This window comes from beta proteobacterium MWH-UniP1 (assembly GCA_036362785.1).
GTDB lineage: Bacteria > Pseudomonadota > Gammaproteobacteria > Burkholderiales > Burkholderiaceae_A > Lacustribacter.
Window position 1 is genome coordinate 871,746 of the sequence record CP143625.1, and the last position, 22,177, is coordinate 893,922.

24 protein-coding genes are annotated in these 22,177 nt (G+C 55.2%); 16 read left to right on the plus strand and 8 right to left on the minus strand.

Annotated elements, in window-relative coordinates; all coding sequences use genetic code 11:
• Positions 1-35: 35 nt before the first annotated feature.
• Entirely contained in the window at positions 36-710 is a 675-nt protein-coding gene (locus AOB54_04235) for a response regulator transcription factor (protein ID WVN42590.1), read from the plus strand.
• Positions 703-2,106, plus strand: coding sequence for a HAMP domain-containing sensor histidine kinase (locus AOB54_04240; protein ID WVN42591.1), 1,404 nt, complete (start codon positions 703-705; stop codon positions 2,104-2,106). Before AOB54_04235 ends, AOB54_04240 begins: the two co-directional genes overlap by 8 nt.
• A 43-nt stretch (positions 2,107-2,149) precedes the next feature.
• On the opposite strand, the gene AOB54_04245 is transcribed toward AOB54_04240, so the two are convergent.
• Positions 2,150-3,253, minus strand: coding sequence for an MFS transporter (locus AOB54_04245; GenBank protein WVN42592.1), 1,104 nt, complete (start codon positions 3,251-3,253; stop codon positions 2,150-2,152).
• A 178-nt stretch (positions 3,254-3,431) separates the two neighbouring features.
• Between AOB54_04245 and AOB54_04250 the strand changes: the two genes are divergently transcribed.
• Positions 3,432-4,481, plus strand: a complete 1,050-nt coding sequence (locus tag AOB54_04250) for a nitronate monooxygenase (GenBank protein ID WVN42593.1) — start codon at positions 3,432-3,434, stop codon at positions 4,479-4,481.
• A 34-nt stretch (positions 4,482-4,515) separates the two neighbouring features.
• Here the strand turns inward: AOB54_04250 and AOB54_04255 are convergent, their stop codons facing one another.
• Together AOB54_04255 and cobA are read right to left on the minus strand one after the other, a co-directional pair.
• Positions 4,516-4,875: a CbiX/SirB N-terminal domain-containing protein gene (locus AOB54_04255; protein ID WVN42594.1), complete on the minus strand. Its 360-nt coding sequence runs from the start codon at positions 4,873-4,875 to the stop codon at positions 4,516-4,518.
• A gap of 48 nt (positions 4,876-4,923) precedes the next feature.
• Positions 4,924-5,748, minus strand: coding sequence for a uroporphyrinogen-III C-methyltransferase (cobA, locus tag AOB54_04260; protein WVN42595.1), 825 nt, complete (start codon positions 5,746-5,748; stop codon positions 4,924-4,926).
• Positions 5,749-5,860: 112 nt separating this feature from the next.
• On the opposite strand from cobA, the gene AOB54_04265 reads away from it, so the two are divergent.
• The 8 genes from AOB54_04265 (at position 5,861) to ybiB (ending at position 13,312) form a co-directional block, all read left to right on the plus strand.
• Entirely contained in the window at positions 5,861-6,256 is a 396-nt protein-coding gene (locus AOB54_04265; GenBank protein WVN42596.1) for a cytochrome c, read from the plus strand.
• Positions 6,256-7,446, plus strand: a complete 1,191-nt coding sequence (locus tag AOB54_04270) for a cytochrome D1 domain-containing protein (GenBank protein WVN42597.1) — start codon at positions 6,256-6,258, stop codon at positions 7,444-7,446. Before AOB54_04265 ends, AOB54_04270 begins: the two co-directional genes overlap by 1 nt.
• A 15-nt stretch (positions 7,447-7,461) precedes the next feature.
• Positions 7,462-8,478, plus strand: coding sequence for an Lrp/AsnC family transcriptional regulator (locus AOB54_04275; GenBank protein ID WVN42598.1), 1,017 nt, complete (start codon positions 7,462-7,464; stop codon positions 8,476-8,478).
• Positions 8,462-8,926, plus strand: coding sequence for an Lrp/AsnC family transcriptional regulator (locus tag AOB54_04280; protein ID WVN42599.1), 465 nt, complete (start codon positions 8,462-8,464; stop codon positions 8,924-8,926). Before AOB54_04275 ends, AOB54_04280 begins: the two co-directional genes overlap by 17 nt.
• Positions 8,923-9,408, plus strand: coding sequence for an AsnC family transcriptional regulator (locus AOB54_04285; GenBank protein WVN42600.1), 486 nt, complete (start codon positions 8,923-8,925; stop codon positions 9,406-9,408). Before AOB54_04280 ends, AOB54_04285 begins: the two co-directional genes overlap by 4 nt.
• A gap of 2 nt (positions 9,409-9,410) precedes the next feature.
• Positions 9,411-10,619, plus strand: coding sequence for a heme d1 biosynthesis radical SAM protein NirJ (gene nirJ / locus AOB54_04290; protein ID WVN42601.1), 1,209 nt, complete (start codon positions 9,411-9,413; stop codon positions 10,617-10,619).
• A 17-nt stretch (positions 10,620-10,636) separates the two neighbouring features.
• Positions 10,637-12,298 carry a cytochrome D1 domain-containing protein gene (locus AOB54_04295; GenBank protein WVN42602.1) on the plus strand — a complete coding sequence of 554 codons (1,662 nt, stop codon included), beginning with the start codon at positions 10,637-10,639 and terminating at the stop codon, positions 12,296-12,298.
• A 75-nt stretch (positions 12,299-12,373) separates the two neighbouring features.
• Positions 12,374-13,312 (plus strand): DNA-binding protein YbiB, encoded by a 939-nt coding sequence (gene ybiB / locus AOB54_04300; GenBank protein ID WVN42603.1) that lies wholly within the window; start codon positions 12,374-12,376, stop codon positions 13,310-13,312.
• On the opposite strand, the gene AOB54_04305 is transcribed toward ybiB, so the two are convergent.
• The 3 genes from AOB54_04305 to AOB54_04315 form a co-directional block, all read right to left on the minus strand.
• On the minus strand, positions 13,284-14,351 hold the full coding sequence (locus AOB54_04305) for a hypothetical protein (GenBank protein ID WVN42604.1): 1,068 nt from the start codon (positions 14,349-14,351) through the stop codon (positions 13,284-13,286). The two genes, ybiB and AOB54_04305, sit on opposite strands and share 29 nt — an antisense overlap.
• Before the next feature lie 50 nt (positions 14,352-14,401).
• Complete coding sequence (locus AOB54_04310) at positions 14,402-14,767, minus strand: metal-sulfur cluster assembly factor (protein WVN42605.1); 366 nt, start codon at positions 14,765-14,767, stop codon at positions 14,402-14,404.
• Positions 14,768-14,887: 120 nt separating this feature from the next.
• Positions 14,888-15,577 carry a Crp/Fnr family transcriptional regulator gene (locus tag AOB54_04315; protein ID WVN42606.1) on the minus strand — a complete coding sequence of 230 codons (690 nt, stop codon included), beginning with the start codon at positions 15,575-15,577 and terminating at the stop codon, positions 14,888-14,890.
• 164 nt (positions 15,578-15,741) lie between these two features.
• Between AOB54_04315 and AOB54_04320 the strand changes: the two genes are divergently transcribed.
• Together AOB54_04320 and AOB54_04325 are read left to right on the plus strand one after the other, a co-directional pair.
• Positions 15,742-17,460 carry a cytochrome D1 domain-containing protein gene (locus AOB54_04320; GenBank protein WVN42607.1) on the plus strand — a complete coding sequence of 573 codons (1,719 nt, stop codon included), beginning with the start codon at positions 15,742-15,744 and terminating at the stop codon, positions 17,458-17,460.
• Positions 17,461-17,529: 69 nt separating this feature from the next.
• Positions 17,530-18,729 (plus strand): NnrS family protein, encoded by a 1,200-nt coding sequence (locus AOB54_04325; GenBank protein ID WVN42608.1) that lies wholly within the window; start codon positions 17,530-17,532, stop codon positions 18,727-18,729.
• A 3-nt stretch (positions 18,730-18,732) separates the two neighbouring features.
• Here AOB54_04325 and AOB54_04330 read toward each other — a convergent pair whose 3' ends face one another.
• Positions 18,733-20,280: an altronate dehydratase family protein gene (locus tag AOB54_04330; protein WVN42609.1), complete on the minus strand. Its 1,548-nt coding sequence runs from the start codon at positions 20,278-20,280 to the stop codon at positions 18,733-18,735.
• A gap of 146 nt (positions 20,281-20,426) precedes the next feature.
• Here AOB54_04330 and AOB54_04335 point away from each other — a divergent pair, with 146 nt between their 5' ends.
• Together AOB54_04335 and AOB54_04340 are read left to right on the plus strand one after the other, a co-directional pair.
• On the plus strand, positions 20,427-20,744 hold the full coding sequence (locus AOB54_04335) for a thioredoxin family protein (protein WVN42610.1): 318 nt from the start codon (positions 20,427-20,429) through the stop codon (positions 20,742-20,744).
• 14 nt (positions 20,745-20,758) lie between these two features.
• On the plus strand, positions 20,759-21,397 hold the full coding sequence (locus tag AOB54_04340; GenBank protein ID WVN42611.1) for a trimeric intracellular cation channel family protein: 639 nt from the start codon (positions 20,759-20,761) through the stop codon (positions 21,395-21,397).
• Between the two features lie 3 nt (positions 21,398-21,400).
• On the opposite strand, the gene AOB54_04345 is transcribed toward AOB54_04340, so the two are convergent.
• Positions 21,401-21,742, minus strand: a complete 342-nt coding sequence (locus tag AOB54_04345) for a 4a-hydroxytetrahydrobiopterin dehydratase (protein WVN42612.1) — start codon at positions 21,740-21,742, stop codon at positions 21,401-21,403.
• Positions 21,743-21,880: 138 nt separating this feature from the next.
• On the opposite strand from AOB54_04345, the gene AOB54_04350 reads away from it, so the two are divergent.
• Positions 21,881-22,171 carry a hypothetical protein gene (locus AOB54_04350; protein ID WVN42613.1) on the plus strand — a complete coding sequence of 97 codons (291 nt, stop codon included), beginning with the start codon at positions 21,881-21,883 and terminating at the stop codon, positions 22,169-22,171.
• Positions 22,172-22,177 lie beyond the last annotated feature (6 nt).

Below are 22,177 nucleotides of genomic sequence, written 5' to 3' on the forward strand. Positions count from 1 at the left end.
AATCAAACCTTGTTTACCCAAGAAACCAGACTCTTATGCGCATATTGGTTGTCGAAGATGAACCGACTCTAGGGCGGCAGCTTCAGACTGCATTCCAAGAGCAGGGCTATGCGGTCGATCTTGCGGTCAATGGCCAAGATGCACTTCACATGGGGCTTGAGGAATCGTTAGATGCCGCGATTCTTGATCTAGGGCTACCCATGCTAGATGGCTTATCGGTGTTAAAGGGCTGGCGGGCGGCTGGTCGAAATATGCCGGTCATCATTTTGACGGCGCGAGACAGCTGGAGTGACAAGGTGGGTGGAATTGATGCTGGGGCTGACGACTATGTTGCCAAGCCGTTTCACATGGAAGAGTTGTTGGCCAGATTGCGTGGCGTGATACGGCGTTCGGTAGGCAACCCAACACCGGTATTGGTGTGGCGAAATGTCAGGCTTGATACCGTGGGCGGACGGGTGAGTGTTGATGGCCAGCCTGTAACCCTGACTGCCCATGAATTCAAGATCTTGTCGTGGTTGATGCATCACCCCAAAGAAGTCGCAAGCCGAACAACGCTATCCGAGCACATTTATTCCTACAACGACGACCCGGATTCCAACACGATCGAAGTCTTTGTGGCGCGTCTTCGAAAGAAAATGCCCGCTGGCATGATTGAAACCGTTCGCGGCTTGGGCTATCGGCTCGGCGATTCAGAAGCGACTCTTGGGTAATAAGGTGATCATGGCCTGGGGCCAGTGGACAGGCTCTCTGCGCGCCCGGCTTAGCGCGATTAGTCTTGTTGCCATTGTGGCGACATTGTTTGTGGCCCATCAAGTGCTGACCGGGCTCTTTGAGCGTCAAGTCACCGCGCAGTTTCAATCGACCTTAAAGGTAACGCTAGATCAGCTCGCAGGCGGGTTAAGTGTTGACTCTGCCACGCAACGTGTCACGCTTAGAGAGCCCCAGGGGGATCCCCGCTGGAGCAAGCCCTATTCGGGAATGTATTGGCAAATCAGTTCAACGGAAGCGGTTATTCCCGGTGGTCTTCAGCGATCCCGTTCACTCTGGGACTATAAGTTGTCCTTGTTGGGGGATTCCTTGGCCGATGGCGCTGTCCATGTTCACCAGGTCACCGGCCCCAATCAGCAGCTCGTCATGGCACTTGAGCGCACGGTTCAGCTGGAGCTTGACCGTGATTCTGCACAGATTCGCTTGATTGCTGCCGCGGATATGAAACCGCTACAGGCGTCTATTCAAGAGTTCAACCAAACGGTGGTGCTGTATTTGGTGATCTTGGCTGCGGTCTTGGCTGCGGTGTTAATGGCGCAACTTGTCGTTGGGCTTTCCCCTTTAAAACGGCTCAATCTGGAGCTAACGAGACTGCGAGAGGGCCGCTCAGACCGGTTAGAGGGAAAATTTCCGGCTGAAATCGAACCCCTTGCCGAAAACTTCAACCAGGTCTTATCGGACTACACCCGACATGTCGAGCGGGCGAGAACCTTATCCGGAAATTTAGCCCATGCCGTAAAAACGCCTTTGGCCGTCATGTCTAACTCGGCGACAGATGCCTCGGTCTCGGAACAAACACTTCGAGACACCGTGAAGAAGTACAGCGAATTGGCCCAGAGCCAAGTGAATTGGCATTTAAAACGGTCCCGTATGGCGGCGGATGTGCGTGTGCATCGCCAGCCCGTGGAGGTAGCTCCGGTCGTGGAAGATGTGTTCAAAGTGATGCGTCGTGCCTTTGCAGAAAAGAATCTTACATTTGAGATTCAGTTGATCGATGGCCCTGTGTATTTCAAAGGGGAGTCACAAGATCTACTGGAAATTCTTGGTAATCTGATCGAAAACGCTGCAAAGTGGGCCCGCAAGCAAGTCTTGGTCACTGTTCAGCGAGAGGGAAATAACGTTGTGCTTGCGATTGGGGATGACGGCCCAGGGGTTGATCCGGCAAAGTATTCCGAGATATTCAAGCGTGGTGTTCGAATGGATGAGCAGGCACCCGGATCAGGGCTTGGTCTGGCGATCGTCTCGGAGTTAGTAGAACTCTATAGCGGCCATCTCAATCTCTCTGTCTCCACTCTGGGTGGGCTCTTGGTAAGACTCACGCTTCCGCAAGACATGTGAGCTGGGTTTTTAAAACAGTGTGGTTGTGCGGCAGATCAAACCGCTACCACTTTTTCAGCAAGCCCACTAACGCAATCAGGCTAAATGTAGCGCTTGCATAAAAAGTAAATGCCGGGCCGAGTTGGTCCCACAACAATCCCGCCACGCTGCTGGCAATCAGCATGGCAATGCCGCTCACCAGATAAAACAAACCAAAGGCGGTGCCACGCAGGTCTTCAGGTGCTGATGCGGCCACCATCGTGGCCAGCAGACCCTGGGTCATGCCCATATGAATTCCCCACAGCGCAACACCGGCCATAAGGGTGACCCAGTGATCGTCTGTGGCCAGCACAAGATCAGCAGCAATCAGCACCATTAAACCGATGGCAAGAAGTCTCTTGTGGCTCTTGCCGTCGGCGAGTCTGCCCCAGGGATAGGCGGTAATCGAATAAGCCAGATTCATCACCACCAGCACCAGTGGCACCAGGGCCAGGGCAACGCCAGCCTGTTGTGCGCGAAGAATAAGAAATGCCTCGCTAAAGCGCGCCAGCGTGAAGACGGCGCCCACACCGACCACCCACCAATACGCTTTGCTGAGTTTTTTGAGATTTTCTTTGTGAATTGGGTTTTTCCGGGTCGTGTCGACCAGTCGCTGAGGTTCTTTCACACCGTAGAGCAGCAGACCAACAGATACAAAGGCGGGTACCGCTGCTACCCAGAAGATCAGTTGGAAGTTGTTGGTCCACAGCAGCATCAATATCACCGCCATGAGTGGCCCCACAAAACCACCAATGGTGTCGAGTGACTGGCGAAGACCGTAGGCCGCGCCGCGTATCTCGCTTGGGGTTAAGTCGGCCACCAAGGCATCCCGGGGTGCGCCTCGAATGCCCTTTCCCACGCGATCAAGCAGGCGTGCGGTGAGTACAAAACTAATGGTGGGGGCAATCGCAAACAGGGGTTTACTCAGTGCGCCCAGACCGTAGCCAATCACGGCCAGGCCTTTGCGTCTGCCCAGGTAGTCACTTAGGGTTCCGGAGAAAACCTTGGCAATCAGTGCGGTAGCTTCGGCAAGCCCTTCGATGACACCAACCACCAAGGCGCTGGCACCAAGTGCGCCCACCAAATAAAGGGGCAAGAGACTGTGGATCATCTCTGATGAGATGTCCATGAGCATGCTGACAAAGCCCAAGATCCAGATGCCCGCTGGAATTCTGTGTGGCGTAACACTTGGTGGCGGCATCATGGGTGCTGGCGTGACAAATGACTGAAAAGAGTAGTGACCATGCGTTTTGTTGTATCAGGAGATAATGCCCTATCTGGGCAATCGATAGGGGTCGTTTTTCGTCATGGCGTTTAATTTTGATCAATTACGCGTTCCAGTAATCGCCGCGCCGATGGCGGGCGGTGTGAATACGCCAGCACTGGCTGCAGCAGTGGCAAACGCGGGCGGTGTGGGTAGTTTCGGTTTTGCCTACAACACGCCCGAAAAAATTGAGTCAGATTTGGTTGCGACTAGGCAACTGACATCAGGGCCCATTAACGCCAATTTCTTTGTGTTTTCGCCGGTGGTCATGCCCGAGGCCAAAGTGCAACAGGCCGCCTTAGCAGCGATTCGTGGGTTGCCATATGCCGACTTGTGCGATGTACAGATCCCGTCGCCGCCTTACTTTCCAGATCTAAATCAGCTTCTGGCGCCGATCTGGCGGCAGCGGCCAGACATTCTGACCTTTCACTTCGGAATTCCGTCGCCTGAAATTTTGCAGCAGGCCAAGTCGCTTGGTATTGCGACAGGAATTACGGCGACAAGCCTTGCCGAGGGCATGGCCATAGAGCGGGCTGGCGCTGATTTTGTTGTGGCCCAAGGCATCGAGGCCGGTGGGCATCGCGGAATATTCAATGTAAATGCCTCTGATGAAGAACTTGGAGTAGAGGCCTTGGTGTCTCAATTGGTCACAAAACTCTCGATACCAGTCGTGGCGGCCGGCGGTCTGATGGATGGCTGGGCGGTGCGGCGTGTACTGAATGCGGGGGCGCGTGCCGCGCAGTTGGGCACCGCGTTTCTGTGTTGTACAGAGTCGGGTGCAAGTCCTGCACACAAGTCGTATCTGGTTCAACAGACCGAACGGAGCACAAGCCTAACTAAAATTTTTTCTGGACGACGTGCCCGAGGGATTAATAACGAATTCATGACCCAGATGCAGGGCAAAGCGTTGTTCCCTTTCCCGGTACAAAATACACTAACCGGGCCTATTCGGGCATTAGCTGTGAAGCGAAATGACGGCGAATATCAAAGCCTATGGGCGGGACAACATTACGCTTTAGTGCGCCCAATGCCAGCAGCTGAACTAATGGCCACGCTTGCCGGTGAAATCAGCGGGTCTATACGACAGCGTTAAGGTATTGAATGGATTGTTGATCTTTAACGGTCTTTTAAGACGCTGCCGCGTAGCGGGCAATTGCAGCTTGGGTGTAGGCCGCTTCACCGATTGCGGTTGCAACAGTGATCTCAATTCCCGGATGCTGGTTCTTGGCCTGAGCAACCAGCTCGGGCAAATCCTGTCGCAAGTGAGAGCCCGATGCCAAAAAGAGCGGCACGATCCGAATGGTTTGTGCGCCACGATCGACTAGGCTGGCGATTCCCTGGGCAAAGTCGGGCTGCATGGATTCAAGAAAGGCCAGGCCCACAGGCCCACTGGCCTCTTGTTCGGTCTGTTGAAGAATTGACTCAAAAGGCCGCTTCCAGTTTGGATCGCGCGACCCGTGAGCAAATAATAAAATGCCGGTCGTCATGCCGTGAGCATACCGCGTTCTACACAGCGAAAGCGTGCCGTTTTATGGTCAGGCCAGGGCCTGAACTGCAGGTTTAATCGCGCCAAGCGTCTCGCGTAGGCGAACCACCTCACCGATCACAATCAGTGCCGGCGGTTTAATTTCCTCTTGGATGGCGATCTCGGGCAATGTCTTGATGTTCCCCGCCACGCAACGCTCTGCATCGGTGGTGGCCCGCTCAACCAGGGCCGCAGGTGTGTCTGGGGAAAGGCCGTGGGCGATGAGTTGTTGACTGATGATGGGCAGTGTGCCAATTCCCATATAGATCACCACGGTTTGATTGGGCCGTGACAGTGTGTCCCAATCTAAATCGACTTGTTTATTTTCGCGCAGATGCCCAGTAGCAAAGATCAGGGACCGGGAATGATCGCGGTGTGTGAGTGGGATTCCAACCGAGGCGGCTGCCCCCTGGGCAGAGGTAATGCCGGGAATCACGCAAAAGGGCACGCCGGCCTGGGCCAATACAGCAGCCTCTTCACCACCGCGGCCAAAGATGTAACCGTCGCCACCTTTTAATCGAATCACATCCCGGCCGGATCGGGCCAGGGCCACCAAGGTGTCGCAGATTTTTTCTTGGGGCATGGAGTGGCGTGAAGACTCTTTGCCCACATAAATGAGCTCTGCACTCTGGGGAAGGAACTTCATGACCTCTTGGCTGACCAGATGATCGTAGAGCACGACTTGAGCGGACTGGAGTGCGCGATACGCTTTTAGCGTGAGTAAATCTGGGTCACCGGGGCCGGCACCGATCAGCGTGACGGTGCCCACTCGGCCGGGTCTGCCACTTGACGATTCAGATCCGGAAAATTCGCGGATTAGTCCGTTATCTCGCACGTTCATCTCTTTCCCCACAAAAATTGATGGAAGTCATTTTCTGGTGGTAATGTCCCAATTTCCTTAACCTAGGTTAAGGAAAACAAAGGTTCATCTGGGCACCATAGCCCTCATGAAAACGGCCTGGGGAGTGGCGATGATGGGTGGTAAGAGTGGTCATCTGGGGGTAATCGTGGTTGGGCTTTTGCTCTGTGTCACAGCGGCCCAGGCTAGCACAGACCCGGCCGCATCGGAACCATCGTTGGCCCGTCAACAACAGTTAATCCGTATGGTGCGTCAGGATTGTGGCTCATGTCACGGCATGCGACTCACCGGCGGGCTTGGCCCTGCGCTCACCCAACAGGCCCTGGCCGACAAACCCCTGGACTCCCTGGTCGCCACAGTCCATGCTGGCCGACCGGGCACCCCCATGCCACCTTGGTCGGCATTATTAAGCTATGAAGAGGCCGCGTGGATTGTGAAGCGACTGCAGACAGGATTTCCAGAGGAAGTGGAGAGAGGTCGATAATGGAACGACGGGTATTTTTGGCAGGTGCAGTCATTGGTCCGGCGATGTTGGCGGGGTGTGCCTCGGTGGGGGTTCAACCCGCAGCGGTGGGCACCGGAGATCTGGGTGTTGTGATCCAGCGTGCCAAGGGAAGGCTGTCGATTGTCAACACCACTACCCGTGAATTGATTGGCGAGGTCGAAGGCCTGGGGGATTTATCCCATGCGTCGGTTGTCTTTTCGCGAGATGCTCGCTTTGCTTATGTGTTTGGCCGGGACGGGGGGCTGACCAAGGTCAACATCCTGACCCGGGCGATTGAGGCCCGAGTCATGCAGGCGGGCAATTCGATTGGTGGCGCCATCTCGGCCGATGGTAAGTTGGTTGTTGCTCAGAATTACACACCGGGTGGCATCAAGGTCTTTGATGCGGAGACATTGGAACTCAAACTCGATCTGCCAGCGCGCTACGGTCAAGGTCAGCTGTCCCGTGTGGTGGGTCTGGTCGATCTTCCAAACCGACGGTTTGCGTATAGCCTATTTGATGCAGATGAAATCTGGGTGGTAGATTGCAATGATCTGTCCAACCCGAAGGTGACCACGTTTAAGCAGATTGGTCGTCAACCCTATGATGCCCTGGTCACACCCAATGGGCGACACTACATTGCGGGCCTCTTTGGCCAAGACGGCTTGGCCATGATTGATCTGTGGAGTGAATCGCCCAAAGTGCAGCATATCTTGACAGGGTATGGCCGCGGATCTCAGCCGCTACCGGTTTACAAGATGCCGCACCTGCGTGGTTGGGCAGTGGCTGGCCGGCGTGCGTATCTTCCTGCGATTGGTCGTCACGAGGTCTTGGTGGTGGACACCGACACTTGGCAAGAGGTTGGCCGCATCCCGGTGGCAGGCCAGCCTGTTTTTGTGATGGCGCGCCCCGATGGCCGTCAGGTCTGGGTGAATTTTTCGGTCCCCGATTACAACAGGGTGCAGGTGATTGACACGCAGAGTAATCAGGTTGTGGCCACACTCTCGCCGGGCAAGGCAGTGCTGCATATGGAATTTACGCCCCGCGGAGAGTCGGTATGGATCAGTGCCCGCGATGACAATCGCGTGGTTGTTATCGATACACACACATTGAAGAATCAGGCGGTGCTGTCGGTCGATGCGCCATCGGGAATTTTCTTCACTTCGCGTGCGAATCGGGTTGGGTTTTAAACGCTAACGGCCGTCATGACCACCTCCACCAATCTGCCGATGGACTGCCAGGCTGCCGATCGACCGTTTGAGATGCTCAACGGTGAGCAGCGCGACTTTCCGCTGGTTGCCCGTCCTTTTGCGCTGCTTTCGGAGCGTTACGGCCTATCCATTGAAGAAGTGATGTCCTGTTATTGCGACTGGCTGGACAAGGGTGTGATGAGCCGCGTGGGCGGGGTATTTCATCAGGCCGCAGGTGGTGCATCTTTATTGGCCGCGATGGCGGTGCCTCCGCATGACCTGGATCGTGTGGCCGATATCGTGTCGCAATCTCCCGGGGTGAATCACAACTACGAACGCGAGCATGTCTACAACCTGTGGTTTGTCATGACAGGGCAAGACGCTGCAACGGTCGAAGCAGAGATGCAAGCGCTGGATGCGCAGACGGGCTATCAGGCACTTCGCCTGCCGATGGTCCGACCGTATCGGATTGACCTTGCTTTTGATCTCAAGGAAAAGGCTGCAAGTCACAAGCCCAGCAATCTTTCTTTGCAACAGGTTCCGGCGATTGCGCCCGCAGATCGTGCTTTGGCAGCCTTGGTGGAGGGGGGCATCGCGATTGTTGAACGCCCGTATGACTTGTGGGCAAAACAGTTGGGCTGGACTTCTGATCAGGTCTGTCAAAAGATTCAAGAGTGGTTAGCCACTGGTGTGTTGCGTCGTTTTGGCAATGTGGTGCGGCACCACGAGCTTGGTTTTGGTTGTAACGCCATGACTGTCTTCGATGTGCCGCAGGCGCGTGTGGACGAAGTAGGTCTGGCGTTGGCCCAGGTGCCACAGGTGACGCTGGCGTATCAACGCGCCCGGGCACCAGGATGGAATTACAATGTGTATTGCATGGTGCATGGCACGAATCGCGAAGATGTTCAGGCAGTGATCGATCAGATCTTGCACACCCTTCGTCTTGACGATCTGCCGCATGCGGTGCTCTTCTCACTCAGGCGCTTCAAACAGACGGGCGCCCGGAGATATCGTGATGCAGCTCACATCTAGAGATCTGCAGTTGATCGATCGGCTGCACGGCGGGTTTCCAATCTCAGAGCGACCGTATCAAGATGTTGCGGTGGAGATGGGTTGGTCCGAGATGGAAGTGATTGAACGGCTGCAAGCGCTGTTAGATGCCGGGGTCTTAACTCGCTTTGGGCCCTTGTTTCAGATTGAGCGGGCGGGTGGCCTATTTGTATTGGCAGCATTGGCGGCCCCCGAGGAACGGTTTGAAGCGATTACCGAGCTGGTCAATCAGTTCCCCGAGGTCGCCCACAACTATCGGCGTGAGCATGCCTTGAACATGTGGTTTGTGGTGGCTGCAGAGTCGCCAGCCGCAGCCCAGGATGTTATGGCCCGTATCGAGTCAGTGACGGGTTGTGCTGTGTTGGCCTTTCCAAAAGAGCGAGAGTTTTTTGTGGAGTTGCGATTGCCTGTCTTGGGAGGGACAGTATGAAGGCCCTGGATCCAATGGACCGCGCATTGATTCGCGCCACACAGTCGGGATTGCCGCTGGTGCCACGGCCCTATGCGCAGATTGCGGCCGAGCTTGGCATTGACGAGACCCAAGTCCGCGACCGTCTTTCTGCCATGCTGAACTCAGGACTGATTCGCCGGATTGGTGCGGTGCCCAATCACTATCGACTGGGCTTTGTGGCCAATGGCATGTCGGTCTGGGATGTCGACGACGACGTGGTGGACGCAATTGGTGAGCGTATTGGGGCCTTGCCGGGTGTGAGCCACTGTTATCGGCGCCCACGGCATTTACCGATATGGCGTTATAACTTATTTGCTATGGTGCACGGGCGTAGCCGTGATGAAGTGTCGGCACAAGTCGAGAATTTGGCGGCAATCATGGGCTCAGCGTGTCGTGCCCATGATGTCTTGTATTCGTCGGCAATATTGAAAAAAACCGGCTTCCGGATGAAAGAGGTGTAATCGTGTTTCGAATCAGTCATTACATGCGAGAGTTGGCTGCCGCTCAGCGGCAGGGGGCTTATCCAGCAGCGGCCACTCGTGGCTCAAGCGCGAGCCATGCAGCCAGCCAGCCCATGGGGCCAGTGGTGATCTGGAACCTGATCCGCCGTTGCAACCTCACTTGCAAACACTGCTATGCCCTGTCAGCGGATCACGATTACCCCAATGAGTTAACGACCGAACAGGTCTACACCGTGATGCAAGATTTAAAGGCGTTTCATGTTCCGGTGTTGATTTTGTCTGGCGGTGAGCCGCTGATGCGCAAAGATATTTTTGATATTGCGCATCGGGCCAAAGAGATGGGTTTTTATGTGGGGCTCTCGACCAACGGCACGCTGATTGACGAACCCATGGCGGACCGCATCGCGGCCACAGGTTTTAATTATGTTGGGATTAGTCTTGATGGCCTTCGTGAGACCCACGACAAATTCCGTCGTTTGCAGGGTGCTTTTGATAAAAGTCTGTCTGCCGTTCGGTTTTTAGAAGCCCGCGGCGTCAAGGTGGGGCTGCGCTTTACCATGACCGCATTAAACGCCCACGATTTTCCGCCGCTCTTGGATTTAATGCGCGAAGAGCAGGTCCAGAAGTTTTATTTCTCCCACCTGAACTATGCCGGGCGCGGCAACATCCATCGTGAAAAAGATGCCCAGGTAGCGGCTACTAAGGCCGCCATGGACTTGTTGTTTGAAAGGGCCTGGGATGCTGCCATCAATGGCCGGGATGAAGAATATGTCACAGGCAACAACGATGCAGACGCCGTTTGGCTTTTGCATTGGGTGGCCAAGCGCATGCCACAGTGGCTCGACCCGCTTCAAGAGCGGCTCACGCAGTGGGGTGGGAATTCAAGTGGTGTGAATATCGCCAACATCGATAATCTTGGCCATGTCCACCCCGACACCATGTGGTGGCACTACGACCTGGGCTCGGTGAAAGAGCGACCGTTTTCTGAGATCTGGCAAGACACCAGCGATCCTGTGATGGCGGGGCTGAAATCCAAACCCCGCCCGGTGAAGGGCCGTTGTGCTACCTGCCACTATCGGGCCATCTGCGGGGGCAACACGCGGGTTCGGGCACAGCAACTCACGGGGGATGTCTGGGCGGAAGACCCAGGTTGTTATCTCACCGATGCTGAAATACAAAGCATGCCGGTGAATGCGTGCGCGGCGACATGAATTCAAAAGGCTAGTTTATGTACACCTTTTTAAATGCATTAACTATTCGTTTTGTTCTGACCATTGCGATTTTCTGGTGCTTAAGTCTTGGCCTGGCCCAAGCCCAAGCCTCTGGTGCTGCGACTACAGCGTCAGAACCCGTTGCGCAGCGGGCAGCGACTGGCGCGATCGATCCAGGCCGTCTGTATCAGCAGCATTGTGTGAGCTGCCATGGCGAGCAGCGTATTGGTGTCATGGGGCCGGCGCTTTTGCCAGAAAGCCTTGCACGTATCCGTGATGCCGAAATTACCCGCGTGATTGCCCAGGGGCGGGTGGCTACCCAGATGCTAGGGTTTTCTGCTGTGTTGTCCCCCGCTGAAATTACAGCGCTCACGAAATGGGTGCGCTCTCCGGTTCATCCAGTACCGCAGTGGGCCGATACAGATATTCGCGCATCGCGTGTGATGCCGCCAGCAGCGCGCCCGGATGCAAATAAACCCGTTTGGTCGGCGGACCCCATGAATCTGTTCGTGGTGGTCGAAGGCGGCGATCACCATATCTCGTTGGTCGATGGGGATCGATTTGATGTGATTCATCGTTTCCCATCTCGGTTTGCACTGCATGGCGGGCCGAAATTTTCTCCCGATGGCCGTTATGTCATCTTTGGTTCGCGGGATGGCTGGATTACCAAGTATGACCTGTGGAATCTTCGGGTGGTGGCCGAAGTGCGTGCCGGCTTGAACATGCGCAATGTGGCCATTAGTTCCGATGGGCGATACGTGGTAGCTGCAAACTATCTTCCCCATACCGTGGTGATCTTTGATGAGATGCTCAACCATGTGAAAACCCTGAAGGCCGAGACCTTGGATGGCAAACAGAGCTCGCGTGTCTCTGCGGTCTACGATGCTGGGCCAAGAAAAAGTTTTGTCGTGGCCTTAAAAGATGCCCCCGAGATCTGGGAGATTTCCTACGATCCAAACGCCAAGCCGATTTTTGATGGCTATGTCCACGACTTTCGTATGGGCGAAGCGGTTGCTAAGCCCGGTTTTCTTGGGGTTCGGCGCACCCGCCTAGACGAACCCCTGGATGATTTTTTCTTCGATCAGTCTTATACCCATGTCTTGGGCGCGACTCGGCCGCGAGAGGGCGCTGGGGCTGCGGCAGCTTCGGCCTCTGCCCAAGTCGTGAATCTGGACATTCGGCGCAAAATTGCCGACCTGGCCATCGCCGGTATGCCGCATCTTGGGTCGGGCATTACGTTTTCGCGTAACGGGGCAACCGTGCTGGCCAGCCCGAATTTGCGCGATGGATCGATTGATGTGATTGAGATGAGCACCTGGAAGCCAGTGGCCACGATTAAGACACCCGGCCCTGGGTTTTTTATGCGCAGTCATGAATCAACCCGGTTTGCGTGGACCGACTCCATGATGAGCCCAACGGCAAAAGACACGCTGAGTATCATTGACAAGCAGACCCTTGAAATCGTTCATCAAGTCAAAGAGCCCGGTAAAACGCTGGCCCATATTGAATTCACCAAAGATGGCCGGTATGCCCTGGCCAGTGTCTGGGAAAACGACGGTGCCTTGGTGGTCTTTGATGCGCAGACCTTTAAAGAAGTCAAACGTCTCCCCATGAAAAAACCCGTCGGCAAGTACAACGTGTGGAATAAGATCACGCGATCAGAGGGCACGTCTCATTAACGCAAGGGGGGCGTCGCATCAGGTTTTGGTGATCGTTCTTTGGTTCGGCTGACCTAGGCGATAGAGAGGGTTTTCGTGGGGATAGGTGCATATATTCGGCGTGTTGGCCGCAAGCGCGGTGATGGCCACGCCCTGACGCGGCCTGAGGCCGCCGATCTGATGGCCCAGGTGTTGGACCGCACGGTGACCGATCTTGAGGTGGGTGCCTTTTGCATGGCCATGCGGATCAAAGGGGAAAGCGCCGACGAGTTGGCCGGTTTCATGGATGCGTTACAGGCGCGTGTGCAATGTATTTCTGCGGCAAACGGCAACCCCGTGGTGGTGATACCCAGCTATAACGGCGCAAGAAAATTCCCGGTGTTAACACCGCTGTTGGGTCTGATGCTGGCACAACGTGGCGTACCAGTCTTGATGCACGGTATGCCAACCGAAGACGTACGGGTTAGTAGTGGTGATGTTTTACGTGAACTCGGTATTGGCCAGAGTCAATCGCTAGCACCAATGGCAGCCGGTGAATTTCGCTGGGTGGATACCGCCTTGCTGTGCCCCGGGCTTGCCCGGCTACTTGAAGTGCGGCGGGCCCTGACCCTTCGTAACACTGGCCATAGTCTTGCCAAGATGATCAATCCAATTGCTGGAAAAAGCCTGTTGCTGTCCAGTTATACCCATGGGGAATACAGCGAGGCGATGCAGGAAGCCATGCAAATGCATCATCTGTCGGCCATGTTGTTTCATGGCCTTGAGGGTGAAGTCATTGCGGAAGCGCGCCGACTGCGAGAGACCGTTTTTATTTTGAACGGGCAGCATCAGTCGGCTGCTTTCTGGGCGGATCAGATGGCGAGTCTTTCCGCCGAGACAGGCCGCGGGCTGTCGTTATCGCCCCAGGAAATGCAGATCGATGCGGCGCAGACGGCTGCTTACACCCAAAAAGTGCTGAGCGGGCAAGGGCCGGTATCCGAGGCGGTGGCAGCGCAGGTGGCTTTAATCACCCGTGCGTGGCAGGCCGTCTGCTAAGGTTGCGGCCCTTGCGCACCCCCCAGACCATCACCACGGCAAAGAAGATAAATGTCAGGGCGTTTGCAACGGCGCCAAATTGTTGAAGGGGTGTGATGTCTAACACCTTTCCCGCAACACGCAACGCCAAAGAGCCGTGAAGTAGTGCTAAAGGAATATAAAAGGCAGCGTGATACGCCACCTTGATTCTGGCGATGGCAGGGAAAATAATGAGTGCATGGCCAAACACCATGGCCATGACGAAACCAAGCCCCAGTGCATGCAGTGCGCTGTCACGCAGTGGGCTGCCCGGCACAAAGGCTCCCAGCAGGCCAAGAACGCCAGCAAGCCCAAGCCACCCATAGCCCGACAACAGGCATGCGGCGATATAACGTGTCATGCCGGTCTGACGCATGTTGTGACGGGCAAGATCGTATCGAATCAGCCATGCGGCCAACAACGTGAGCCCCACTGAAAACAAAGTGCCTGCCCCAGGCAGTACTAGTGCATATCCCAGGGCCCCGATCATGATGGTGACCACAATAGCGTGGCACCAACGCTTTGCGTGCTGTGGTGTGCCCAGCAATCGCGTGAGTTCTAAGCGCTCGCCCGCAATCGTGATGATCAAAAAGGCAAACCAGAGTAGGGTTGCGCGGGCGGTGTCGTTGGTGAACCACCAGACCATGCCCCCGATGCTCCAGCAGGCCGCGCTGCCTGCAAGAATCACGGTGAAATCTGCTTTTACTTTTCGCAGCAGCTGAAGGCTCACCACTGTTAAGACCGTTGCGGCCGCAATCGCCAAAAGCTGTGCGCCGGCCACAATCCCAAAAAGAAGGAGCAGCAGTGTGCCCACGGCATTGAGAACCGGTGCTGCATAGGCGGTGGCGGTCTTCACTGCAACGGCGCGCTCAAGACTAATCACAACGCCAAAAAAACCGGAGATCAGGAGAGGTCCGTGAAAGGCGGCAAACTGCAAGCTGATGTCCGGAACCGTGATCTGTAGTCGGGATAAGCCCGCAAATATTCCCACCAGCAGGGTAATCACGGCGACTGCAAACAATCCAAATCTTAGGGGTCTGGCGCTAGCGGTATTGGCGTTGGAAAGGGCGGTCACTTCAAATATTTTTCAAGATCCAAATCGTCAATATTGTCGGGGTCTTCTAAATGAAAACGTTCCCGCAAAGATGGGCTCATCTTGGATGGGTCCCAGGGAGGATCCCAGACGACATTCACGGCATGGGTCATGCCCTCGGGCAGGTAATGACGCAGGGTCTGATCAATATCGTCCAAGATCATATCGCCCATGGGGCAGGCCGGCGAGGTCATGGTCATTTCGATACTGACCGCCGTTGGCGTGAGCGCAATGTTATAGATCAGGCCCATGTCCACGATATTGGCGCCGACTTCGGGGTCGATAATCTGTGAGAGCACCTGTCGAATGCTGGATTCGGTGATCTCGTCGGGGGGTAGGCTCATGGTGTGAATGACCTTCGCTTTGACTAGGGGCGCATTGCGCGATTCCCGATCATCACTCGTGGTGGGGCGTGAAATCCTTGACCACTATCAAGAGCCGATGGTTTGGCCTAAAGCCGCGGGCTACTCCACGAAATCTTGTAAGGCCTTCACGTTAGGAATGATGACTGAGCGGCCCTGCACCCGAATCAGGTCACCTTGTTGTAGCTTTCCGAAAATCCGTGACAGGGTCTCTGGCGTGATGCTCAGTCGCGAGGCAATCAGCAGTTTGGAAGTGGGCAGTTCAACGATGACTTCTCCGTTTGCCTCGTCGGGACATTGCTGGAGTAGATAACCGATCACGCGTTGGGTGGTGGAGCGAATGGAATAGGCTTCTACGTCTTTCACCAGAGCATGAAGTCGTGCCGACAGGCCGGCAAGCATGGCCTTGGCAAAGGTGGGGTCCTGGGTAAGAGAGTCGTCCAGGGCTGATTTGGGCACATGGAGCAGCAGGGTGTCGTTTAGGCTTACGGCCGATACCGGATAGGGCCGGTTTAAAAACATGACGGCCTCGCCAAAGCTCTGGCGCTGATTGATGATTTCCACCACTTTTTCATCGCCCTGGGGCGAGTCGATGACCAGCTTGATCTGACCAAAGATCACCACATAAAAGCCGTTGGCCATGTCGCCCCGCCGAAACAGGGTCTCGCCGCGAGAGATTCTCTGTTCACGGGTGTGCTCGGCCAGGCGCTGCCTCTGTTCTGGTTGCAGTGCACTAAAAAGCGGCAGTCGGGCAAAGACTTCAACTGGGTTGATCGGCGGGGGTGACGGCATGTTAGTTTCTCACTCTGGCGGGATGGAAATTAGATAAATTGTTGAGTCGAATCAAGGTTTGAAAGGGGCAGGCCTCCCAAAATCCTGACATCCGCTGGCGAATTGTATTGCGGATAGACGATCAGCACATGGCAGTGAACGGTTTATTCAGAAGGGAAGTCCAGATGAAAATCTTACGAATCACGGCGATTGCGGCACTGATGGCCTCATCAGTCGCAGTAACCGCCTACGCTCAAGAGAAAAAGGGGGTTACCCAGGGAGAACTCGGGTACCACGCGGGTAGCTCACCGCTGGCCAACGAACCCATGGTTCAGAGTACCAATCCCAAGGCGCCTCCAATGACGCAGGCAGAGTTCGACAAAGCCCGCGGTATTTATTTCGAACGCTGTGCTGGCTGCCATGGTGTGCTGCGCAAGGGCGCTACCGGCAAGCCGTTGACACCTGACTTAACGGTTAAGGCCGGTACCGACTATCTCAAAGTGTTTATTGCTTACGGTTCACCCGCCGGCATGCCGAACTGGCTGACTTCGGGCGAGATGACCGAAAAAGAAGTCGACTTGATGGCGCGCTACATCCAGCACGACCCACCAATGCCGCCCGAATTCGGTATGGCCGAAATGAAGGCCACTTGGAAGGTGCTGGTTCCGCCAGAGAAGCGCCCCAAGAAGAAGATGAACAAGTACAACATCGACAACATCTTCTCCACAACGCTCCGTGATACCGGCGAAGTGGCCCTGATTGATGGCGACACCAAAAAGATCATCAATATCGTGAAGACGGGCTATGCTGTGCACATCTCACGCACATCGGCCTCTGGTCGTTACGTATTTGTGATTGGCCGTGACGGCAAGATCAACATGATTGATCTATGGATGGAAAAACCCGACAACGTCGCCGAAGTTCGAATTGGTCTGGAAGCCCGCTCGGTGGACACCAGTAAGTTCAAGGGCTATGAAGACAAATTGGCAATTGCCGGTGCCTATTGGCCACCCCAGTTTGTCATCATGGACGGCGACACGCTGGAGCCTAAGAAGATTGTGAGCACCCGTGGCATGACGGTGGACAAGCAGGAATACCACCCCGAGCCGCGTGTGGCATCAATCGTCGCTTCACACTTTAAGCCCGAGTTCATTGTCAACGTGAAAGAGACGGGTAAGACACTCATGGTGGATTACTCGAATCTAGATGCATTGAAAATGACCGAGATCGGCACGGCACGCTTCCTGCACGATGGCGGCTGGGATTCGAGCAAGCGTTACTTCATGGTCGCTGCGAACCAGAGCAATAAGATTGCAGCAGTCGATGCAAAAGATGGCAAGCTTGCGGGTCTGGTTGAAGTCGGTAAGATTCCTCACCCCGGTCGTGGCGCTAACTTCAAGCATCCGAAGTTTGGTCCCGTCTGGGCAACCGGTCACCTGGGAGATGACACCATTTCCCTGATTGGTACCGACCCCAAGGGCAATAAGCAATATGCCTTTAAAGAAGTGGCCAAGTTGACGGGCCAGGGTGCAGGGTCGCTTTTCCTGAAGACTCACCCGAAGTCCAAGCATCTGTATGTCGACACCCCCTTGCATCCTGATCCAAAGGTGTCGCAATCGGTAGCGGTCTATGACATTAACAATCTGGACAAAGGCTTTAAGGTCCTTCCGATTGCCGAATGGGCTGGTATCAAGGATGACGGTGCCAAGCGGGTTGTTCAGCCGGAGTACAACAAGGCTGGCGACGAAGTGTGGTTTGCTGTCTGGTCTGCCAAGAACAAGGAAAGTGCCTTGGTGGTGGTGGATGACAAGACGCTGAAGTTAAAGACGGTGATTAAAGATCCACGGATCATTACGCCGACTGGACACTTCAACATCTACAACACCCAGCATGACGTGTATTAATTGATTCACTGGTAGTCATCACAAAGGGCCCTCAAAAAGAGGGCCCTTTTCACATCGAAAGTAAAGACCATGCCGCAAGTACTGAGAATTCAAGAACCGAGCGGTTCTGACGATTTGTCCCCAAGCTTTTCTGCTTTTCTTGAATTGGCGTTTCGGCCTTTGTATTTGTTGGGGGCAGCGTGGGCGGCGATTGCCGTGTTGGTCTGGGTCTTTGCGCCGCACTGGCTTTCCGGTCAGCTCCAGGGGGTGATGTGGCATGGCCACGAGATGCTCTGGGGGTTTATCGTGACAATTGCAGTTGGTTTTTTGATGACCGCAGGTGCGACCTGGACGGGCATTAATCCTTTGTCGCATAAAGCACTGCTTCTGATTTGTTTGTTTTGGTTGATCGCCCGAGTGGCCTATCTTTTCGGTAGTCCGTTGGCATTTCTAATTGGTGTGGGTTTTGAGACTGCGTTTCTGTTGCTGCCGGCAGTCGCGATGGCGCGTGCGGTGATCCTGAGTAAGAACCAGCGGAACTATGGTGTACCGCTGGTCATGTTGGCCCTGTCAGCTGCCAATGGGGCGTATCTCTGGGCGGTATGGCTGGGTGACTACGATTTGGTGCTGCGCTACTTTCATGTTGGACTGATGCTCATGGCCATGCTGGTTTTGCTGGTGGGCCGCAGAATCATTCCATTTTTTTCGATGCGCGCCGTGCCAGGACTACAGATTCCGAAGCACACCCGCAGTGGTCAATTGCAGCTTGGGCTATCACTGCTTGCTGTGTTGGGCATGGCATTCGATCAGTCCGTTCTTACTGCGGCGGCCCTCGTGATCGTGGGCCTGATCTCTGTCTGGCAGGTTTTGAGTTGGAAGCCGTGGGCAGTTCGTTCGCGGCCGATTTTGTGGGTGCTGTATCTTGGCTATTTTGTGACTGGCGTTGGTCTTCTTGGGGCTGCCGTAAAAGTGTTGGACCCGAGCCTGCGCGCTGCTTGGCCGATTCACACGATTGCCATGGGGGGCTTTTCTGTATTGATTATTGGCATGATCACCAGAACCGCCCTGGGCCATCTGGGCCGGCCCCTGCAGCTGAGCCGCCTGATGGTGCTGTGCTATTGGCTGATTGTGTTGGCCACGGTATTACGACTGACTGCACTCGTTCCGTCGGTTTTTTCAAGCCTGGCATTGGGTGCTGCGGGCACCTTGTGGGCCGCAGCGTTTTTGTTTTATGTCGCCGAGTTTTTGCCGCGGATGGTCCGCCCCAGGCCAGGCCCTGGGGCGAGGTGACCATTAGCTCGTAATACCGATATTCCAGGGCACGAACTCGTGGTCCCCAAGGCCCAGGAGTTCGCTCTTGCTGGGCGCGCCAGATGCAATGTTCAGTGCAAGTTCGAAAATCCGTTGGCCCATTTCGGCCACCGATGCGGTGCCATCGAGGATTTCACCGCAGTTGATGTCCATGTCTTCGGTTAAGCGTGTGTACATGGGCGTGTTGGTGGCAAGCTTGATGGACGGTACCGGTTTGGCACCGAACATCGAACCGCGGCCTGTGGTGAACATGATCAGGTTGGCACCACCGGCAATTTGTCCGGTTGCAGATACCGGATCAAAACCCGGCGTGTCCATAAACACGAAGCCGGCCTGCTTCACGGGCTCGGCATAGCGGTACACCTCCATCAATCCTGTGGTGCCGCCCTTCATGGATGAACCGAGTGATTTTTCAAAAATGTTGGCCAGCCCACCCATCTGATTGCCGGGGCTGACAGCGCCATTAATCTGCACATCGCGGCCAGGCGAATACTCTTCTTTCCACCAACGAATACGATCAATAAGTTTTTTACCTACCGCTTCACTGCAGGCCCGGCGAGTCAGCGTGTGTTCGACGCCGTAGATCTCTGGCGTTTCGGACAGAATTGCTGTGCCACCGTGCTTCACCAGAATGTCCATGGCCGCACCGAGTGCGGGGTTTGCGGTAATGGATGAAAAACCATCGGAGCCGCCACACTGCAGACCGATTTTGAGTTTGCTTGCTGGAAACCGTGCACGCTTGACCTGATTGGCCATGGGCAGCATGGCTTCCACCGCCTTGACGCCTGCCTCAATCGTTGCCCGAGTGCCACCGGTCTCTTGCATGATGAAGGTTTTCAACCGTGGGTTTTCCGCCAGCTTTTCCTGCGCCAAAAGGCCAGAGAGCTGGTTGCGCTCACAACCCAAGCCAATGATCAATACCCCTGCGAAATTTGGGTGACGGGCATAGCCGCCAATGGTTCGCCGCAAAAGCGCCATTGGCTCTCCGGTCATTTCCATGCCACAGCCCAGGCCGTGACTCAGGCCCACCACACCGTCGATGTTGGGGAAAGCCGAGAGTTTTTCTTTGGTAAAGGCTTGCGCAACTTTATGGACCACCGTGGCCGAACAGTTCACCGTTGACAAAATGCCGATGTAATTTCTGGTGCCGACTTCTCCGTCTTCACGGCCATAGCCCATGAAGGTGGCCTGTTCGTCAATCGGCAGTACCTGTGTTGGGCTGTAGTCTTTGCCGTAGGCGTAGTCTCGATCGAACTCTCGAAAGGTGACGTTGTGAGAGTGCACATACGTGCCCACTGGAATATCGGTTGCCGCAAAACCAATGCAGACGTTGTATTTCAGAATCGGCTCTCCGGCTTGAATATCCCGGGCGGCCAGTTTATGGCCGGCGACCACTTGGCTCTTCGAGGTGAAACCCTCGGATTCCACTCTGGTGCCGATCTGAATGTCGACCCGCGCGACCACCACATTGTCAGCGGGGTGCAGTCGGATGATGGGGCCAATAATTTTCTTCTCGGAAAGCTCGATCATGTCGGAGTCGTGTTTGGTAAGGAAACGCCTGGGATTTTAGCCTGCGCGTTTAGGGGTTTGGCTTGTGGGGTAGAGGTCAACCGATGTGCGCTGTTACGATATGGCCAAGGCGTTTTCGTTAACGTAGATCAGGGGGGGGCTGGGGCATGGCCGCTAGCTTTGCAAATCAGGAATTGACCCGCAGCCAGGCCGATGGCTTTCGCGGCTGGGTACTGCTGCAATTTGGTGCGGACTGGTGTGGGCATTGCCAGGCCGCGCAGGCCCCGATTGAAGAAGCGCTGCTGCACAGACAAGACATTACCCATCTCAAAATTGAAGACGGAAAAGGTCGTGCGCTCGGCCGATCGTTTTCCGTCAAGCTGTGGCCAACGCTGATCTTGCTGCGAGATGGTCAAGAGGTGGATCGAATCGTGCGGCCCACCACTACCGCAGAAGTGAACCGTCTGATCGGCCGAGCCCAATAGTCGGTGGTGATGCTGTGACCGCTTCCATTACCCTTTCGACAGCCCAATACCTGATCGAGTTGGTGGCCATTCTTGCCTTTGCGCTGTCTGGTGTGATCGAGGCTGCCCGCCGAAAACTCGATGCGGTCGGGGTCTCGGTGGTGGCTGGGCTTGCCGCTTTTGGCGGCGGAACACTTCGGGATGTGCTCTTAGATAGGCGGCCTTTTTTCTGGGTCGAGCATGCCGAATTGCTGTGGTGGCTGCTGGCACTAACCATTGCTTCGATGCTGTTTATGCGCGCCAAACATTTCGAGCCGACCGAGCGTGCCATGCAGTGGCCTGATGCATTGGGGCTTGGCCTGTTTACTGCCGGCGGCACTCAGATTGCATTGGCCACCGGCATGCCTGCCCTAGTGGCAGTGCTCATGGGCATGATCACGGCGGTGTTCGGCGGTGTGTTGCGTGATGTGGTCTGCAATGACATCCCAAAGGTCTTTAGTGATCACCGGCCCTATGCCGTCTGTGCTTTTCTTGGTGGTTGGGCTCTGGTGCTGGCCGATCAATTAGGCGCCCCGCAGTGGTTAGCGCTGGTGGTGTCCGCCGTGATCGCCACGGGCCTGAGAATTCTTGCCATGGTGTTGAATATCCAGATACCTGCCTGGAAGATTGACTAGTGGTTAACGAGGCGCGGCCAGTGTCGAGGCGGCATTCCCCTGGCCCTGAATCTTGCTGGCAACGGCATCGGCCTGGGCGGCCCACGCCACGTCTAGCTCAGTTAGGCCGCCTGCATCGTGGGTGGTTAGGGTGACGCTGATTCGCTGATAGACATTGGTCCATTCTGGGTGATGCCCGATGCTTTCGGAAAAATCAGCCATCTCTTGCATGAAGGCAAATGCCTGCAGGAAGTCAGCAAATCGGTATTCCCGCGTAATCAGGCCGCCACGTTCTGGCCGATACGACCAGTGGGGTAGGGAAAGCAGGCTTTTTTGGCGTTCATCGGCGGAAAGTAGGCTTGGCATGGTGTGAATTTCCTGAATTTCTTTGTTTTTTCGCCCAACGCTAGGGTTTTCTTACAGTTGAAGAGTAAAATTTTCAGCAAATAAAAAAAGACTCAGGGAGTCTGTTTCGTCGCCTTCATCCCTTACAGGAGTGTTGAAATGCAAGACAACTTTAATCGTTTAGTAAGACTCTGTTTTTATGGCCTGTTGATTCTGATCGGCTTTCTGCTCGTCGGGGCTCAGGCCAACAGCTTTGGTGCGCCTGCCGTGTTGGGTATTGCGCTCTTTTTGATTTTGTTGTCGATGCAGTTCACGTCTCGCGCCATGAAGTCAAAGTCGGCCAAGGAGTCGTCGGGCGCTAGCCTGTCGGGCAATAAGGGTGGCGTGATCACGCTTGTGTTAATCGCGTTGATTGCCTTATTTGTGGTGTTTAAGGCCTTTACCGCCTGACCAAAC

Bases quoted from the DNA above. Each gene is read 5' to 3' on its own strand.
- AOB54_04325 (WVN42608.1), top strand. From the start codon at position 17,530: ATGCCGCAAGTACTGAGAATTCAAGAACCGAGCGGTTCTGACGATTTG.
- AOB54_04275 (WVN42598.1), top strand. From the start codon at position 7,462: ATGACCACCTCCACCAATCTGCCGATGGACTGCCAGGCTGCCGATCGA.
- AOB54_04330 (WVN42609.1), bottom strand. From the start codon at position 20,280: ATGATCGAGCTTTCCGAGAAGAAAATTATTGGCCCCATCATCCGACTG.
- AOB54_04280 (WVN42599.1), top strand. From the start codon at position 8,462: ATGCAGCTCACATCTAGAGATCTGCAGTTGATCGATCGGCTGCACGGC.
- AOB54_04295 (WVN42602.1), top strand. From the start codon at position 10,637: ATGTACACCTTTTTAAATGCATTAACTATTCGTTTTGTTCTGACCATT.
- AOB54_04285 (WVN42600.1), top strand. From the start codon at position 8,923: ATGAAGGCCCTGGATCCAATGGACCGCGCATTGATTCGCGCCACACAG.
- AOB54_04235 (WVN42590.1), top strand. From the start codon at position 36: ATGCGCATATTGGTTGTCGAAGATGAACCGACTCTAGGGCGGCAGCTT.
- AOB54_04350 (WVN42613.1), top strand. From the start codon at position 21,881: ATGCAAGACAACTTTAATCGTTTAGTAAGACTCTGTTTTTATGGCCTG.
- AOB54_04245 (WVN42592.1), bottom strand. From the start codon at position 3,253: ATGGACATCTCATCAGAGATGATCCACAGTCTCTTGCCCCTTTATTTG.
- AOB54_04270 (WVN42597.1), top strand. From the start codon at position 6,256: ATGGAACGACGGGTATTTTTGGCAGGTGCAGTCATTGGTCCGGCGATG.
- AOB54_04335 (WVN42610.1), top strand. From the start codon at position 20,427: ATGGCCGCTAGCTTTGCAAATCAGGAATTGACCCGCAGCCAGGCCGAT.
- AOB54_04345 (WVN42612.1), bottom strand. From the start codon at position 21,742: ATGCCAAGCCTACTTTCCGCCGATGAACGCCAAAAAAGCCTGCTTTCC.
- AOB54_04265 (WVN42596.1), top strand. From the start codon at position 5,861: ATGAAAACGGCCTGGGGAGTGGCGATGATGGGTGGTAAGAGTGGTCAT.
- AOB54_04320 (WVN42607.1), top strand. From the start codon at position 15,742: ATGAAAATCTTACGAATCACGGCGATTGCGGCACTGATGGCCTCATCA.
- AOB54_04250 (WVN42593.1), top strand. From the start codon at position 3,432: ATGGCGTTTAATTTTGATCAATTACGCGTTCCAGTAATCGCCGCGCCG.
- AOB54_04310 (WVN42605.1), bottom strand. From the start codon at position 14,767: ATGAGCCTACCCCCCGACGAGATCACCGAATCCAGCATTCGACAGGTG.
- AOB54_04255 (WVN42594.1), bottom strand. From the start codon at position 4,875: ATGACGACCGGCATTTTATTATTTGCTCACGGGTCGCGCGATCCAAAC.
- AOB54_04315 (WVN42606.1), bottom strand. From the start codon at position 15,577: ATGCCGTCACCCCCGCCGATCAACCCAGTTGAAGTCTTTGCCCGACTG.